This is a genomic window from Staphylococcus pseudoxylosus (genome assembly GCF_003697915.1).
Taxonomy (GTDB): domain Bacteria; phylum Bacillota; class Bacilli; order Staphylococcales; family Staphylococcaceae; genus Staphylococcus; species Staphylococcus pseudoxylosus.
Map to the genome: position 1 here is coordinate 72,837 of NZ_RCVN01000011.1, position 16,016 is coordinate 88,852.

The 16,016-nt window shown below is 33.2% G+C and carries 16 protein-coding genes; 5 read left to right on the forward strand and 11 right to left on the reverse strand.

Annotated features, from left to right (window positions below; genetic code table 11):
• Window positions 1-7: 7 nt before the first annotated feature.
• The 5 genes from modA to D9V42_RS10800 all read right to left on the reverse strand — a co-directional run bounded on the left by modA (window position 8) and on the right by D9V42_RS10800 (window position 5,811).
• A complete protein-coding gene (gene modA, locus D9V42_RS10780) occupies window positions 8-793 on the reverse strand; it encodes a molybdate ABC transporter substrate-binding protein (RefSeq protein ID WP_122064944.1) in 786 nt (261 codons plus the stop codon).
• Window positions 794-993: 200 nt separating this feature from the next.
• Window positions 994-2,484, reverse strand: coding sequence for a UDP-glucose--hexose-1-phosphate uridylyltransferase (gene galT, locus D9V42_RS10785; protein ID WP_122064908.1), 1,491 nt, complete (start codon window positions 2,482-2,484; stop codon window positions 994-996).
• Between the two features lie 3 nt (window positions 2,485-2,487).
• On the reverse strand, window positions 2,488-3,489 hold the full coding sequence (gene galE, locus D9V42_RS10790; RefSeq protein WP_122064910.1) for a UDP-glucose 4-epimerase GalE: 1,002 nt from the start codon (window positions 3,487-3,489) through the stop codon (window positions 2,488-2,490).
• 32 nt (window positions 3,490-3,521) lie between these two features.
• Window positions 3,522-4,682, reverse strand: a complete 1,161-nt coding sequence (locus D9V42_RS10795) for a galactokinase (protein WP_122064912.1) — start codon at window positions 4,680-4,682, stop codon at window positions 3,522-3,524.
• Between the two features lie 124 nt (window positions 4,683-4,806).
• Window positions 4,807-5,811 carry a LacI family DNA-binding transcriptional regulator gene (locus tag D9V42_RS10800; protein ID WP_122064914.1) on the reverse strand — a complete coding sequence of 335 codons (1,005 nt, stop codon included), beginning with the start codon at window positions 5,809-5,811 and terminating at the stop codon, window positions 4,807-4,809.
• Window positions 5,812-6,001: 190 nt separating this feature from the next.
• Here D9V42_RS10800 and fdhD point away from each other — a divergent pair, with 190 nt between their 5' ends.
• The gene (gene fdhD, locus D9V42_RS10805; protein WP_107555555.1) at window positions 6,002-6,805 is read left to right on the forward strand and encodes a formate dehydrogenase accessory sulfurtransferase FdhD; all 804 of its coding nucleotides are present in this window, start codon (window positions 6,002-6,004) and stop codon (window positions 6,803-6,805) included.
• Window positions 6,806-6,872: 67 nt separating this feature from the next.
• On the opposite strand, the gene D9V42_RS10810 is transcribed toward fdhD, so the two are convergent.
• From D9V42_RS10810 to D9V42_RS10825, 4 genes are all read right to left on the reverse strand, one after another.
• Window positions 6,873-7,610, reverse strand: coding sequence for a GNAT family N-acetyltransferase (locus D9V42_RS10810; protein WP_122064946.1), 738 nt, complete (start codon window positions 7,608-7,610; stop codon window positions 6,873-6,875).
• Between the two features lie 72 nt (window positions 7,611-7,682).
• Window positions 7,683-8,231: a biotin transporter BioY gene (locus D9V42_RS10815; protein ID WP_122064916.1), complete on the reverse strand. Its 549-nt coding sequence runs from the start codon at window positions 8,229-8,231 to the stop codon at window positions 7,683-7,685.
• Window positions 8,232-8,425: 194 nt separating this feature from the next.
• A complete protein-coding gene (locus D9V42_RS10820; protein ID WP_107555557.1) occupies window positions 8,426-9,328 on the reverse strand; it encodes an ABC transporter substrate-binding protein in 903 nt (300 codons plus the stop codon).
• A gap of 160 nt (window positions 9,329-9,488) precedes the next feature.
• Entirely contained in the window at window positions 9,489-10,640 is a 1,152-nt protein-coding gene (locus D9V42_RS10825; RefSeq protein ID WP_122064918.1) for an acyl-CoA dehydrogenase family protein, read from the reverse strand.
• Window positions 10,641-10,791: 151 nt separating this feature from the next.
• Here D9V42_RS10825 and D9V42_RS10830 point away from each other — a divergent pair, with 151 nt between their 5' ends.
• From D9V42_RS10830 to D9V42_RS10845, 4 genes are read left to right on the forward strand one after another with little or no spacing between them, the layout of a single operon-like run.
• On the forward strand, window positions 10,792-11,541 hold the full coding sequence (locus D9V42_RS10830) for an amino acid ABC transporter ATP-binding protein (protein ID WP_107555559.1): 750 nt from the start codon (window positions 10,792-10,794) through the stop codon (window positions 11,539-11,541).
• On the forward strand, window positions 11,538-12,389 hold the full coding sequence (locus tag D9V42_RS10835) for an amino acid ABC transporter substrate-binding protein (RefSeq protein WP_122064920.1): 852 nt from the start codon (window positions 11,538-11,540) through the stop codon (window positions 12,387-12,389). The genes D9V42_RS10830 and D9V42_RS10835 overlap by 4 nt, the downstream gene beginning before the upstream one ends.
• Window positions 12,390-12,391: 2 nt before the next feature.
• Window positions 12,392-13,075 (forward strand): amino acid ABC transporter permease, encoded by a 684-nt coding sequence (locus D9V42_RS10840; protein ID WP_122064922.1) that lies wholly within the window; start codon window positions 12,392-12,394, stop codon window positions 13,073-13,075.
• A 13-nt stretch (window positions 13,076-13,088) separates the two neighbouring features.
• Window positions 13,089-13,787 (forward strand): amino acid ABC transporter permease, encoded by a 699-nt coding sequence (locus D9V42_RS10845; protein ID WP_107555562.1) that lies wholly within the window; start codon window positions 13,089-13,091, stop codon window positions 13,785-13,787.
• 358 nt (window positions 13,788-14,145) lie between these two features.
• Here D9V42_RS10845 and D9V42_RS10850 read toward each other — a convergent pair whose 3' ends face one another.
• Window positions 14,146-15,228 carry a PTS sugar transporter subunit IIC gene (locus D9V42_RS10850; protein ID WP_107555563.1) on the reverse strand — a complete coding sequence of 361 codons (1,083 nt, stop codon included), beginning with the start codon at window positions 15,226-15,228 and terminating at the stop codon, window positions 14,146-14,148.
• Between the two features lie 199 nt (window positions 15,229-15,427).
• Entirely contained in the window at window positions 15,428-15,775 is a 348-nt protein-coding gene (locus D9V42_RS10855; RefSeq protein ID WP_122064924.1) for a transcriptional regulator, SarA/Rot family, read from the reverse strand.
• Between the last annotated feature and the right edge of the window lie 241 nt (window positions 15,776-16,016).

Below are 16,016 nucleotides of genomic sequence, written 5' to 3' on the forward strand. Positions count from 1 at the left end.
AAACCTCCTATGCTTCAAATTTATATTCTTTCAAAATAGCTTTCGCTTTATCTGTTTTTAAGAAATCTACCCATGCTTTTGCCGATTTATTATCTGTAATCGTAGCAGCTTTATAAACAATTGGGTTATTTAAATTTGCTGTATTAATCGCTTTAACTTTGCTATTACCATTTTGTTGACTTTGATATAAGTCAGTCTGGTAGACGTATCCCAATTGTGCATTACCTTTTTCAACATAATTTAATACTTGGCGTACATCTTTTGCATATACTAGATTAGGCTTTACGCCTTCAAATAAGTCATTACTTTTCAGATATTGTTCAGCGTATTTACCAGCTGGCACTGATTTGGTTTCGCCGATAGCTAATTTGTCATCATCTTTAATATCTGTTACAGATTTATAATCACTGTCTTTACCAGCGATAAGCACCAACTTATTTTTGGCATATTCGTATGTATTTTGTGCTTGATTTTTATCTACAAGTGCATCTACATCTTTTTCATTTGCTGACATAAAAACATCAACTGGAGCCCCTTTTTCTATTTGCTGTCTTAAAGCACCTGAACCACCATAATTAAAAGTAACATCTACATTATTATGTTGCTCTTTAAAAGCTTTTTCTAAATCTTTTGTTGCATCTGTAAGACTTGCTGCTGCAGCAATATGCAATACTTGTTTTTGGGTTTCTTCATTTTTCGTCTTTGCATTTTCATCACCTTTATGCTCATTAGAACACCCAGTCAAAATGAATGTTAGAACAATAAATGTAATAAGTATGTATTTAGGTCTAATTTTCAAAAAAATCACTCCTTCACTTTATTATATGCTTGCATATAATAAAATAAAAGCAAGAAAATAGGAGCATGATAGATGGAAATCAAATTTCATCATTTGATAACCTCACCAAACTCCTAATTAATAAAAAGTAGATAAAGTTTCATAGAAACTACCTTATCTACCTTGTTCATGTCTTCATTGATAACTTATTTTAATCATAAAATGTCTATAAAGCGTTTAAACGCTGCTCGGCCAACCTCAGTATTTTTAAAGACACCAGCATCTTCTAATACGCGTTTGAATTTGTAACCTACTTCTTTTTCAACAATATCATCTACATTGTTAGTATCGATATCATAAGTTTGTTTCATATCATCGGCCCATGGTTGATGAATACCTATATCAACATGAACGGCACCTAGTAAATATGATTTCACTTGTTTTAATTCTTCCTTTAAACGGCCAGGCAATATGGCCATCCCCATCACTTCGATTAATCCAATATTTTCTTTTTTGATGTGTTGCACATCTTTGTGGGGGTGAAAAATACCATCTGGAAACGCCGCAGATGTCTGATTATCTCTTAGTACAATATCCAATTCATACAATCCATTTCTATACCTTGCAATAGGTGTAATCGTATGATGTCTTTCTCCATCTTGGCTATAAGCCTTAATGTTCACACTATTATCAGAATATTGATTCCACTGTACCATCACATGTGTTGCCGCTTGAATGAGCTCATTACTATTTTTACTTTTTAATCGAATCACACTCATTGGCCAATTTAAAGTACTTGCTTCTACTGATGGAAAACCCGCTATAATAAATTTTTCAATTTCCGCTGCATTATCCATCGGGAATATGTGTTGCCCTGTTTGGTAGTGATTATGTGATAATATAGACCCACCTACTAGTGGTATATCCGCATTAGACCCTATAAAATAATGTGGGAATTGTTTTATAAAATCAATTAAATTATGAAAGGTTTGCTTGTTAATCTCCATGGGCTCATGTTGTTCAGAAAATACGATGCTATGTTCTAAGAAATAAGCATATGGAGAATATTGAAAACCCCATGGTTGCCCATCTAAATTCAAACGTATCACACGATGATTAGTACGTGCTGCTTGTGTAACAGATCCCTGAAATCCTTCATTTTCAATACATAAAGCACATTTTGGATACTCAGTAGCCGGAGCAGCTTTAGCTTTTGCAATTTGCTTTGCATCTTTTTCAGGTTTGGATAAATTGATGGTGATTTCTATGTCGCCATATTCAGTACCCACCTCATAATTAATATTATTTGCTATCGCGTCTTCTTTCACATAATGATTACGCTTAGCGATTTCATAAAAATAGTTTGTCGCTGTTTCCGGTGATTGTTCATAAGCTTCTCTAAACTTTCTATTAATAACAGACGGTCTTGGCGTGATTATGTCTAAAAGTTGTGCTTCAATAATTTCTTTATTGTATAACGCATCTTCAATGCAATTTTCATTTATAGCTTCATTAATCCAATATTGTGTTATATCATTTGGGGTAGCATTTTTAGCTAAAGGTGATTCTAACGTCTCAGTTATCCCTCGTGCATTTAAAATACGCAATAATTGGTTTTGAATATAGATACTATCTTCTTGTTCATAATCGCCAAATGAAATTGCTTGTGTAATAAATTGTTGCACCAATTGTTGGTTTAATAACATGCGTTATCCCTCCATACTTTGTTGATAACCATCAGGATGCTGATGGTGCCATTGCCATGCTGAATCAATGATTTCATGAATATTATCATGTTGCGGTTTCCACCCCAAGACAGATTGTGCCTTGTCACTTGCCGCAACTAACTTACTTGGATCCCCAGCTCTTCTTGGACCAACTTCAGCCTTAATTGGTTCTTTCGTTACTTTACGTGCAGCTTCTAAAATTTCAAAAACAGAGTAGCCTTGACTACTACCTAGGTTAAATGCACCCGATGTGCCTCCGTTTTGTAAATACTGATAAGCTAAAATATGTGCATCAATTAAATCTACAACATGTAAATAATCGCGTATACAAGAACCATCTTCAGTATCATAATCGTCACCAAAAATAATTAAAGCATCACGTTGTCCTAAAGCTACTTGTAATACAATAGGAATTAAATGCGTTTCAGGACGATGGTCTTCACCTATCCATCCACCTTGTTTAGCACCAGCAACATTAAAGTAACGCAGTGCAGCATAGTTTACACCATAAGCATTATGGCTCCAATGCATCATTTTCTCCATCATTAATTTGCTTTCGCCGTATGGGCTCGTTGGTATTTTAGAATCTTCTTCAGTTATTGGAACTGTATCGGGCTCCCCATATACAGCTGCCGTTGACGAGAATATAATATGTTTTACTTGGTGCGCATACATTACCTCTAATAGTACTTGTAAACCATATACATTATTATTGAAATAGGCTAATGGTTTTTCTACAGATTCTCCAACTAACGAGTATGCACAAAAGTGAAAAACACCTTCAATTTGTTCATTTGTAAAAACACGGTCTAAAAATGCTTTGTCACGAATATCACCTTCATAGAAACTTGCATCTTGATGTACCGCCTCTCTATGTCCCGTTCCTAAATTGTCTACAACTACAACTTTATAACCTTTCTCAATCAATTGATCTACGGCATGGCTGCCTATATAACCTGCCCCACCCAACACTAAAACAGACATATAAAAACCTTCCTTCATTTATTTTGTATCACTTATAAAGATGTTACGCCACCGCTAATACCTACGTGGTAAAACGAAGGGGCATAACCAATTTTTTCTATATACATTTGAGAAACTTCATGTTCTAATCGCTCGATACTGTCTTTATGCACTAAGGCAATCGCACAACCTGCAAATCCTGCACCTGTCATTCTCGCCCCTAATACACCATTAACTTGTTGAGCTGTTTCAGCTAATGTATCCAATTCAATTCCTGTAACTTCATAATCTTCTTTCAATGAAGCATGCGACATATTAAGTAGTTTGCCAAACTGGTCAAAATCATTTTCAGCAAGTACTTTACGCGCAAGTTTTGTACGTTCATTTTCTGATACAGCATGCTTAGCTCTACGGCGTGATACTTCATCTTTAATAAGATGCTTGTTTTGGTCAAATTCAGTTAACGTCAGTTCACCTAGCGCTTCTATATTCAATGCTTGTTTTAAGTCAGCAAGTGCAGATTCACATTCTGCTCTGCGCTCATTATATTTGCTTTCAGTCAATGAACGACGTTTATTCGTATTCATTATAGAAATCACATAATCTCCAAATTTAGCTGGAACGTATTCAAAATCCAACGTCGCAGTATCAAGTAATATGGCATGATTTGCTTTCCCCATACCAATAATAAATTGATCCATAATGCCTGAATTTACACCCATAAATTCATTTTCAACAACTTGACCTATTTTAATAAGCTGCAGATGTTCTAATTCTAAATCAAATAAATCTTTTAATAACCAACCTGTAAGGATTTCGATTGAAGCAGACGACGACAAGCTGGCTCCATTTGGAATGTTACCTTCGACTAAAATATTAAATCCGTGGTCAATTTCATCGAATGTTTCAGTTAAATACTTTACGACGCCTTTAGGATAGTTTGCCCAGTCATCATCTTGGTTAAATATTAAATCATCTAAAGTGAAGGTGATAATACCTTTTTCTTCAAAATTATTAGAGTAAAGTTGAATTTTACGGTCTTCTCTTTTAGTTGCTAATCCATAAGTTCCTAATTCTATTGCCGCTGGAAAAACATACCCCCCATTATAATCAGTGTGTTCCCCAATTAAATTGATTCTCCCAGGGGCAAAGGCACTGACTTCAGCTTCTACACCAAATAACGTTTCAAACTTTTCGCGCATTGCTTGTAACATAAGATTCCCACTCCTTTTTATCTACATTAAATGCAAAGTGATTAATTCTTTTCTTCTTTTTATTAGTAAACACAAATAAAGTTTACTTGTTTACTAAAAGTTTTGTCAATGTAATATACTTCACTTAAACTTTAAAAGTATTCCGAGATTTCAATGGTGCTTCTACTACTATATGGATAGCAAGCTTTCTTGTTTGATTAATACGTTCTTCTGCCATCCTTACTGCCGTTCTACCAAATTCATCTACAGGAATATGTACACTACTAATAGAAGGCACAGCATATTGGATAACTTCTAAATCATTAAAACTAATTAACTTTACCTTCTCTGGTATTGCAATTTTATTCTCTTGAATTAGCTGTAAAATACCTATTGCGACCATGTCATTTCCTGCAACAAACACTTGTGGGAGCGATTGTTTGTGCTCGATAAGTGTTTTAACCGCTAGCTCACCGTGTTCTTTTTTCCATCCATTAAGCAATGCTATCGTTTCTAATTGATGTCTTTCACACCAAGTTTGGTAAGCTTTATACCTTACATCAGTTGCATTTGAAGTTGGTGTGCCATCTAAATCTCTTATTGTATGATACCCGCCTATGTATGCTATGCGTGTTAAACCTAAACTCTTTATCTTGTCTAGCAAGTGAGTCATAGCATAATGAAGATCTGAATATACAGCATCTATAGATTTAGGGACATGGGGGTTATTAATTACTACCATATTAGGGTTATAAGATTGGAGTTTGTGTAGCGCATCAACAGAAAAGTTACCTATAACTATTATTGCGCCTGCCTTTTCTATTGTATTTAACTCATTATTATTTTGGTTACCATCAATACGTATTGTTCGCTTTAACGACAGATTTAAACGTTTAACTTCCGCTTCAATTGCCAATCTAATTTCTCTATAATAAGGATCTGACATTTCTTTAGCTCTTGACGCATAAGTAATGATTTGAATACTTTTATTTTTCCTTGTTGACTTGTGATATTGTTTCTCTTTCGCAATTTGATGGATACGTTCTCTAGTATTTTTCGATACCGAAAGCGTTGGGTCATTATTCAATACTCTGGATACAGTTCCTGGGCTAACTTCTGCTAAATGTGCAATATCTCTTATACTAACCATGTCAAAATCACCTCTTAATCTGTTTACCCCAAGTTTACTTTCATTAGGTTCGTAAATCAATCTTGACTATGCCTAGTTATGATTTAAACACTACATAGATGTATATTAATTTACATGAGTAAAACCGAATTATTTTTTTATAATTAAAAATGCGCTAAAATATAAAGTGAATACGAAAAGAGGTGTACGAATGAATGAAGACGTTTTAACCAATCAACCAATCGTACGATACGAAAATGGTGAACTTATTGATAAAACAGATCACTATGTAACCGAATTCCCTTTAACAATTATGGTTAATGGAGAAGAATTTGCTACCATAATCTGTAGTCCTAACCATATGGAGGAACTTGTGCTTGGTTTTCTAGCGTCTGAAGGGGCTATTCTAAAAAGTGATGACTTAAAATCAGTGCAAATAGATGATAGTAAAGGCTTTGCTCACGTCGAATTAACAAGATCATTAGGCGAACGTTTTGAATATTCAACTAAACGGATGATTGCCTCATGTTGTGGTAAGAGTAGAGAGTTTTATTTTCAAAATGATGCTGCTGTAGCAAAAACTTCTATGTCAAAAATTGTTATTAGCCCAAAACAAATTCTAAACATGATGACACGTTTACAAAGTGCAAGTGCCGTTTTCAAACAAACTGGCGGCCTTCATAATGCAGCTATTAGTGACGGAGAGGCTTTCTTCGAACATCGTCAAGATATTGGTCGTCATAATGCACTCGATAAACTTTATGGTTATTGTATTCAAAGACACATTCCTGTGCGAAATAAAGTGCTAATTTTCAGTGGTCGTATTTCCTCTGAAATACTAATTAAAGCCGCTAAAATAGGCGTAGGTGTTATACTTTCGAAATCTGCCCCGACTACATTAGCTGTTACACTAGCTGAAGACTTAAATATTACTGCAGTTGGGTTTATTAGAGATGGAAATTTCAATATATATAGCCACCCTGAACGTGTACAAATAGAGCGTATAAATAAATAATCCACTAATAAATATGAAGCGATCCTAGGACATAGCTGAATGTCTTAGGATCGCTTCGTATTGATATTTAAGCTTGTTCTTTCAATATTTGATAGCAATAACTGATAAAAATGTATCCTTGTTTGATATACATATGTTTTGCACTATCCTCACCATCAGCGATAAGTATAATTACTTTATCATCCGAGACATCAGCTACAAATGATTGCATGGTTTGACCTATCCCTCGTCTTTGAAAATCTTCCAACACACCAAAACCATCTATTTCAACTGTTTTATCAGTCATTATTAAATCTAAAATTCCTACTGGTGTGTGTTGCTCATAGGCAATAATACGTGATTTACTTTCACTTTGAAATTGATTACGTATTACTTGTATACTTTCTTCTGTATATTCAAGCCCAAAAGGTTCTGAAAACTGTCGATAGATTGCAATATAATCTTCTAAGTTTTGATTCGTGACAAATTTGACTTCAACGTGATTATTATGGCTTCTACGAATATTCTGTGATTCAATTGCATAAAGCTCCATACACCCTAGTTCGAAACCACAAGCTTTAATTTCATCTAACCAAGCTTGGCTTAACGGTGTATTTTCTGGAAAAGTAAATGCTAAATGGTCGGAATATTGTTGTCTATGTAAACTTTGTTGCATTTCCATATGTTGTTTCCAATCCTTGATCGCAGGCATTTCTTTATACACCCATTTATTCGCGTCATACACTAAAGGTGCTTCAGGTGTTAAATAAATTGTTTTAATCTGATCATTAGAAAAAATTTTACCCTCTTGAAATATGTTTGCCATCGAAATTGTCATGAACCTTCACCCTATCTTCTTCTGCCTCATCAATGCTTATCTAATTGAATGTCTAAAAGTTTATTTTAATAACTGTTTAAATTGACTATGATTCAACATAATATTTCCAATTAAACTTGCGACAATCGCTTTCAGAATATCAGCAGGCATAAATAATAATGATAACGTAACAGATTTCGTGACAGGTAAATTAGTTATTAACCCCATTATAATGGTACCTGTGATATCTAATAATAAGACACCAAAAACGATTGTTGTAATTAATAGTACAACAAAATTAATTTTTTTAAAATATAAGTCTCTTACCAAGCCAATAAGATATGTAACAACTGGATACATCAATAAAAATCCTGCTGATGGTCCAGCAAATACACCGATGCCTCCGCGACCACCTGATAATAATGGCAACCCTGTAGCTACTAGCAATAATAAGACAATGACACTCAACGTACCATATTTACGACCAAGCAAAATTGCCGCTAGAAATAGCCCAATGTTCTGTAATACAATTGGCACAGGCATGACAGGCAATGGGATGGCAGGCACAAAACCTAGAACAGCTATAATTGCCGTCATCAAAGCTGTATATACTAAATATTTTGTAGTCAAAGTGATTCCCCCTTCAATGAAAAAAATTATACCACAAATGTAAACTAATAAAAACTGGTAGTTTACATTTAAGAAGTCATAATTTAAGGGACGAGTTAGAAGTCAAAACATTACTTTTGAATTCACATGCTCGCCCCTTAGAGACTAATTAGTTATTAAATTTACTATCTTATACATTTAAAGAACTTGAATTTCTATTTATTTAAAAATTTTTCTTTTAAATCTTTTCTCATATATTCTAAAGTATAAGGATCATTATACCAATATGTTTCTGCTTGAACTTGAATCACTTGATCTTTTTGAACAGCTGGTATATTTTGCCATAAATCTGTTTTTTCATAAGCTGGTTTTGATTTACCTTCACTTGTTGAAACAATATAATCACCTGCATAATCTGCAATCTTCTCTTGCTTCACTTCTGCCCAGCCTTCTTTTTTAACTAAGTCATTTAATTTGTCTGGCATTTTTAGACCAAATGCTTGATATAATACTTCACCACCACGTCCCCAATTGGGTCCGTAGCTGTATAATTTTTTATCAAATTCATCAAAAATAGAAACTGTTGCATCTTCACCAATTTTATCTTTGATTTCTTGTCCATCTTTTTTAGTTTGAGCTTTCCATTCTTTTTCCCAAGAAGCTACTTTATCTTCTTTACCAAGTAATTTACCTAATTCCCTTTGTTGATCTAAATATTTATGCTTCCCATAGTCATAAACAACAGTTGGTGCAATTTTATTATATTTTTTAATGTTTTTATCCGTAGAATAAACAACAATTAAGTCGGGCTTTGCTTTTGCTACCTTTTCTACATCATTTTCCCCAATTTTTTCTACACCTTTAAACTTATCTTTCAGTAATTTACTACTATCTACTTGTTCGTTGACAGCTACAATATTACCACCAAGATATTTAATCCCCCCTGCATATGTAGGTGCTACAACTGCTATTCTTTCAGGTTTTTTAGGTATATCTATGCTTTTCCCACTATCTAATTTATAAGATTTTGTTGCTTCTTTTTTGTCACTATCTGATTTATTACCACATGCAGCTAAAATGAGTACTAAAACAAGTAACGGAAACAATAATTTTTTCATAATTCTCCTCCAATGAAAATGATTATCAGTACCAATTGATTATATAATGAGTCTAGTAATTTTACAATAGCAAACAAGTGAATTTTTTATTTTTTTAATTATTAAAAAATGCATTCAGACAAATTGTCTAAATGCATGGTTATTGTATTGCTCTTAATATTTAAAAATGATCTAATACACTGTGTGCAATATTTGTATATGCCATGTCTTCCATAGGCGGATTGTGCAAACCTGCGCGCATGTCTCTATAAAAACGTTGTAAAGGACGTTCCATTTCAAGACTTTTCGCGCCTACAATTCGCATGGCAATATCTATAACTTCTAAACCTTGGTTCATTACCATTACTTTACTGGCAGACGTTTCATTCCATTTCACTTTTTCAGAAGCTTCATCATTATATAAAGCAGCTGTACTCCATAAAAAATGACGCGCAGATAATAAAAGTGTTTCCATTTTCCCAATATTTTGTTGGACAGTAGGTAAATCACCAATAGTTCCCTCTATACTATTCGGACTGTATGTTTTGGCAAAGTCTACTGCGTAATCTCGTGCTGCTTGAGCGATACCTAAGTAAACACTTGGTATGTGTAATATCCAGCCATTTGGCTTTTTACCACCAGCACCCCTTATTTCAACAAAATTTTCTTCTGGTAAATATACATCATTTAATACAAGGTCATGACTTTCTGTTGCACGCATACCTACCATATTCCAATTATCAGCTATCTCCACACCCTGAGTATCCTTTGTCACTAAGAAAAAACCTACTTGGTCAATTGCTTCGTAATAAGCACTTACTACAAAATGTGTAAGCCCTTTGCTCATAGAAGTAAATGTTTTTACCCCATTAAGTACAAAGCCGCCATCTACTTTTACTGCGTTTGTTGCAGGTCTACCTCCACGCGTTGGGCTACCAGTTTCCGCTTCACTAACGGCCCTATTCACCAATGCCCCTTGTTTCACTGCTTCAGCAAATTGATCAAGCATATCGTGTTCCCACATTTGTTGTTCATATAATTGTCCAATGACACTCAAATGCCAGCCTATTGATAAAGCAGTTGCACCATCGATTGATCCCAAATAACTTTGAAGTATCACCATATCTTCAATAGTCGCGCCTTCGCCACCATATGCTTTAGGTAACGTTAGCAATGTGTAACCTTCATTTACAAGCCATTCAATATTTTCATAGGGAAAATGTGAATGTATGTCATTATATTCAGCTTTCGCTCTAAAATCGTCTTTTATAGTATCTAATTTAGCAATCCATTTTTCTTGAATCTCCGTATGTATTAATGCGGACGTATTCATTTCCTTCACCCCGTTCATCACTTTTTCCTTATTAAATACAAGTTTAACACTCGCCATGCTTGAAATAAAGCTTTTCAAGCACAAAAACCTTACTTTACCGATAAGATTTATTATGATAGTTTATACTTAATGAAATATTGGGGGAAATTGAATGATTAACGTTAAACATCTTATACATAAATATAATGAAAATACGATACTCAATGACGTAAGTTTTAACCAAGAACAAGGAACTGTAACTGCAATTATTGGGCCAAGTGGCTCTGGTAAAACAACGCTGTTAAGGACTTTAAATGCATTAGCACTACCAGAATCTGGCACCATTACTATTGGCAATGAAACATTTAATACTTCTAAACATACTAAAAAAGACATTGCAAAATTACGACAAAAATCTGCAATGGTCTTCCAAAACTATAATTTATTTAAGAATAAAACTATCTTAGAAAATATAACTGTCGGTTTAATACATGGTAAAAATCACAGTACATCTCAAGCAAAAGAAATAGCGCTCTCCTATTTAGAACGTGTTAATTTAGCAAGTCAAAAAGATAAATACCCAATTCAATTGTCTGGCGGTCAAAGTCAACGCATTGGTATCATTCGTGCTCTTGCTCTTAATCCGGATGTATTACTGCTGGATGAACCAACTTCTGCATTAGACCCAGAATCTATACAAGGTGTACTATCACTCATTAAGTCTATTGCACAAGAAGGTATGACGATGGTTTTAGTAACACATGAAATTGAATTTGCTAAAGCTATTGCCGATCAAATGATATTTATTGATGATGGTCAAATTATTCATCATGGTACACCTCAAGAAGTATTAGATCATAATAACTCAGAAAGAATAAATCGCTTCTTAAATAAAGTAAGCACGGAGCGTGATAAACAATGATATTAAAAAAAATATTTATTACCGCCATGATTCTTTCATCCCTTTTCGTATTAACTGCTTGTACTCAAAATGATAATTCAAATAAGGAATCTCACAAAAAAGAAGTTAAAGTAGCACTGTCAGCAGAGGTCAACCCACCCTACTTGTATACCAATAAGCAAAATGAGTTTGTAGGGCTCGATATGGACTATATGAAATTAATCGAAAAAAAGTTACCACAATACGATTTTAAATATGAAGTAGGTGAAGAAGAATCAAATTTAGTTGGTATTGGTGCTGGTAAATTTGATATGGGAATTAACTGGTTTTTCAAAACACCCGAACGTGAAAAACAATTTCTGTACCAAGATGTGCCCTATAGTTATGCGTTGCCTATGTTAGTAGTCAATCGTAACAATACGGATATACACAGTTTAGATGATTTACCTGGAAAATCATTGACACCCATGGCGCCTAGTGGCGGACTATATTCCATCTTATCTCAGTACAACAAAAATAATTCACCAAAAATCAATATTAATACGATTCAAGAACCTTCAAATGGAGACAACTTAAAAATGGTCAGCCAACAGCGACGTGACGTTATGTTATTAAACTGGAACACTTATAAAGCTATTCAAACACAAGTCAAAGAAGATGTTAAAATTGGTGGCATTGTCAAAAAAGAGCCACTACATATCGTTTATAATAAAAAACATCAAAAATTACATAATGACATTGATCAAGCGACATTAGAACTTAAAAAAGAAGGTAAATTACAAGCACTTTCAGAAAAATATTTTGATATTAATGTATTCGATGACTTAGATGAAATTAATGACAAAAAATCGCAATTGGAGGTGCAATGATAATGCAATCTGTAAATTGGTTAGATTTGTTTGGACAAGTATTACAGCAATTGCCATTAACTCTGTTAATGATTGTTACATCATTAATATGTGCGTTAATGCTAGGTTTTATATTAGCGCTTATTCGCATTAAACAGATGAAGGTACTTTCACCAATTGTAAGAATTTATTTATCTTTCATACGTAGCACGCCACTACTTTTACAACTATTTTTAGTTTACTTTGCATTACCACAATTATTGTTATTGATTCATATAGATATTAATCATTTTAGTAGATTATTTTTCGTTATCTTAGCCTTCACGTTACATACTGGAGCTTATTTATCAGAAATAATACGTGCTGGGTATCAATCTGTAGACTATCATCAAATAGAAGCCGGTTTATCAATCGGCCTATCCTACCCAAGAATACTAAAAGAAATAATCGTCCCACAGGCTTTAAGAAATAGTATTCCAAATTTAACAACGCAAATTATCGAATTAGTTAAAGATACTTCATTAGCTTTTACTATAGGCATCATTGACATGATGGGACAAGTTAAATTGATTATCGGGAATAATTATGGTTTAGGCATGTTAGAAGTTTATATTGTCATTTCAATCATCTATTGGATTATCGCTTTAATTATACAAGGCACATTTACTTTAATAGATAAACGTGCACAAAAACCATACCGCATTTAAGGAGGATATTCATTTGGACTTTGTTTTATATACAATAACTGAAGTGCTTAAAGGTGTTCCTAATACAATAATGATTTCTATTGTTGCCATAATCGTAGGTCTAATTGTAGGATTATGCTTTGCACTGATTCGTTTAAAACGCATGCCCGTACTATCACAATTGATCATTGTCTACAATTCATTTTTCAGAAGTACGCCATTAATCGTTCAGTTGTTTATTTTATATTATGGATTACCTACATTTATTATATTTTTAAATGATCAATTCAAATGGCATATTAATCCAGATATTTTTTCACCTTTAATTATTGCTTTTATTGTATTTTCATTACATGCGATAGCTTATCTATCTGAATCAATAAAAAGTGGATTACAGTCGGTAGAATTTGCTCAAATAGAAGCAGCTCAAAGCGTAGGTCTTTCAAGATTTCACATTTATAAAGAAATCGTTTTGCCTCAAGCTTTTGCGTATGCCCTGCCTAATATAGAAAATCAATTTATTATGCTAATAAAAGGTACCTCACTCGCATTTGCCGTACAAGTCACTGAAATTATGGCAGTAAGTCATGTCATTGCTAATGAAGGCTATAGATTTATAACAGTTTATTCAGTTGCTGCAGCGTTTTATTGGTTATTAGCGATTTTATTAGAGTTCTTTTTTTCAAAAATGGAATATAGAACAACACATTATTTAAATACGCGTACAACTTAATATAGGTTAATAGGCTGTTAAATAGCTTTAATGTATGGATAATATCTCATTACAAAAGTGATACAGCTTTGACCATTGCCTTTAACTTCGCCAACATTTTTGATTTTTTGAGAGTTTTATTCTGTCACTAGATTATTTAACTTACCAAAATTAACAATATTCAATGCTGATTCGTTTCACTCATAAAAAAACAAAGGATACATTATCAAGCTTTTTCATCTTGAACTATGTATCCTTTGTTTTTTAATACTTTTTGTACATTTAATATATGTAGGAATATGACAAAAATGAAACATTTGTAAATAGATCTTATTGTCTCTATCCTTTTTAAATTAGCCAACATTTCACTCACAAAATTTTATAAAGCTAAACTTTTAGCATATTGCTTTTTCAATTTATAATATTTTTTGACCTTTTTAGGCATCGTGCCATTTTGTAATTCATCTTTCGTGATAATTGGATAATTTTTAAATATAAGTGAACCTAAGTATCCACAAATTGCACTGCTGACAGCACACATAACTGCGACTGTAATCACAGTTAACGCGTTATTAAATCCAAACATAACCATAAGTCCAGCTATTGGTGTAGCAGTTCCTGTCGCGTCATTAACTAATCCAAACATAGCTATAATCACACCAGAAATTGCACCACCCATAAAGTTAGTTATGTATACAGGTACTGGGTTTGCAGTTACAATATCTGCTTGAGATAACGGTTCAATCGCTACTGAAATCGTTGTTTTACGATCTCCAAACTTCATACGCTTAAATAGTACGAAATTCATAAATGAAGAACCAAATACTGCTAATGCGCCTATAGCCATTGGCGTACCAGTTAACCCTAGTAATGCGGTCAATGCCATTGAACTTAATGGTGCAGTCGCAACCACTGTAATAATACCACCTAAAACAATACCCATTAATATCGGACTTGATGTAGTTGATTCTTTAATAATATTACCTATTTGAATCAAACTAGCATCAACCAAAGGCGTAGTACCAATTGCAATTAATCTTGTAATCGGTGCAATAACAATGATTGCTGCGATTAAATCGAGTCCGTCTGGTAATTTTTCTTCCATCCACTTCATACCAAAACTAGCGATATAAGCTGCAATGAATCCTGGTAGTAAATCCATATTGCCACAAGCAACAGCAATTACGAATGCATAGACAGGAGACACGCCCATTGCTAATGCAACTAAACCTGCAGCTGCAACACCACCAAGTCCACCAGCAACATCTCCTAAATCTCCTAAAAATGGTATGCCAATCAAATCTCCGCCTACATATTTATGAAATGCTTCAACTAAAAATGATGCAATTGCAGCATTGGCAAGTGCCCCCATCGCTTTACCACCATTAGGCGCTTTACTAGTGAATAATGTAAACAAACATAAAACAATCCCTAAAAATATGACTCCGATTAGTAAATTCATATTAACACCTTTCCCAGTCGTTTTGTATGCTTTTTGTATGCGCTTTCATTCAACAAATATTAGTATAACACAGTTAATTTGTTTCTAAAAATAAATATCAGTTAAATACATAATAAATATTATAATTTTACATTATTCAGAATATTCTTTTTATTTTTACTTATGTACAATTCTATTTTATCACTACCTTCATCATTCATCACAATGTTTGTTGTAACGTTTTAATTATCCCATTAATTTTACCACGTTGTACTTCATTCACACGCACAACTACTGTTCGTTCATCTATTTCACTTCTCTTTTTGCTCAAATACCCCATTTTAATCAATTTTTGTAAAGCTTTCGTTAAATAATAAGGTTGTAGCTCTGAATACTTAGCTATTTCTTTTGCTGTAATCTCATTTTCCTTACAATTAAAGATATAGTTTAAAATAAATATCTCTTCATAGTTAAGCTTATGTTGCTTTTTAGTTGTTTTGAAAAAATGTTTGCCCTTTTGATAAGTTGTAATTAGTTCATTCAGTGTTTTAAAATTTTGTTCAATCATAAAACCACTCCTTTTGTTTCTTCATGATGTTAATATGTCAAAGCGATTTCTAACAATATTAATATAATAATTCTATACTATTACATTCCGTTAATTCAATATCTCCAAGTATAAGAAATATTAAAAAATACTACTATTTTTTTAGTATTTACTTTTCAAATTCAAATTTTAGTTGGATATTCATTCTTTTTATTACTAAAAAAAGAATATGTTCATCCATTGCATTTAACAAATGATGACT

Bases quoted from the DNA above. Each gene is read 5' to 3' on its own strand.
- D9V42_RS10850 (WP_107555563.1), bottom strand. From the start codon at position 15,228: ATGAATTTACTAATCGGAGTCATATTTTTAGGGATTGTTTTATGTTTG.
- D9V42_RS10810 (WP_122064946.1), bottom strand. From the start codon at position 7,610: ATGGCAAACATATTTCAAGAGGGTAAAATTTTTTCTAATGATCAGATT.
- D9V42_RS10840 (WP_122064922.1), top strand. From the start codon at position 12,392: ATGCAATCTGTAAATTGGTTAGATTTGTTTGGACAAGTATTACAGCAA.
- D9V42_RS10800 (WP_122064914.1), bottom strand. From the start codon at position 5,811: ATGGTTAGTATAAGAGATATTGCACATTTAGCAGAAGTTAGCCCAGGA.
- D9V42_RS10835 (WP_122064920.1), top strand. From the start codon at position 11,538: ATGATATTAAAAAAAATATTTATTACCGCCATGATTCTTTCATCCCTT.
- galE (WP_122064910.1), bottom strand. From the start codon at position 3,489: ATGTCTGTTTTAGTGTTGGGTGGGGCAGGTTATATAGGCAGCCATGCC.
- D9V42_RS10855 (WP_122064924.1), bottom strand. From the start codon at position 15,775: ATGATTGAACAAAATTTTAAAACACTGAATGAACTAATTACAACTTAT.
- D9V42_RS10820 (WP_107555557.1), bottom strand. From the start codon at position 9,328: ATGAAAAAATTATTGTTTCCGTTACTTGTTTTAGTACTCATTTTAGCT.
- D9V42_RS10830 (WP_107555559.1), top strand. From the start codon at position 10,792: ATGATTAACGTTAAACATCTTATACATAAATATAATGAAAATACGATA.
- galT (WP_122064908.1), bottom strand. From the start codon at position 2,484: ATGTTATTAAACCAACAATTGGTGCAACAATTTATTACACAAGCAATT.
- D9V42_RS10825 (WP_122064918.1), bottom strand. From the start codon at position 10,640: ATGAATACGTCCGCATTAATACATACGGAGATTCAAGAAAAATGGATT.
- fdhD (WP_107555555.1), top strand. From the start codon at position 6,002: ATGAATGAAGACGTTTTAACCAATCAACCAATCGTACGATACGAAAAT.
- D9V42_RS10795 (WP_122064912.1), bottom strand. From the start codon at position 4,682: ATGTTACAAGCAATGCGCGAAAAGTTTGAAACGTTATTTGGTGTAGAA.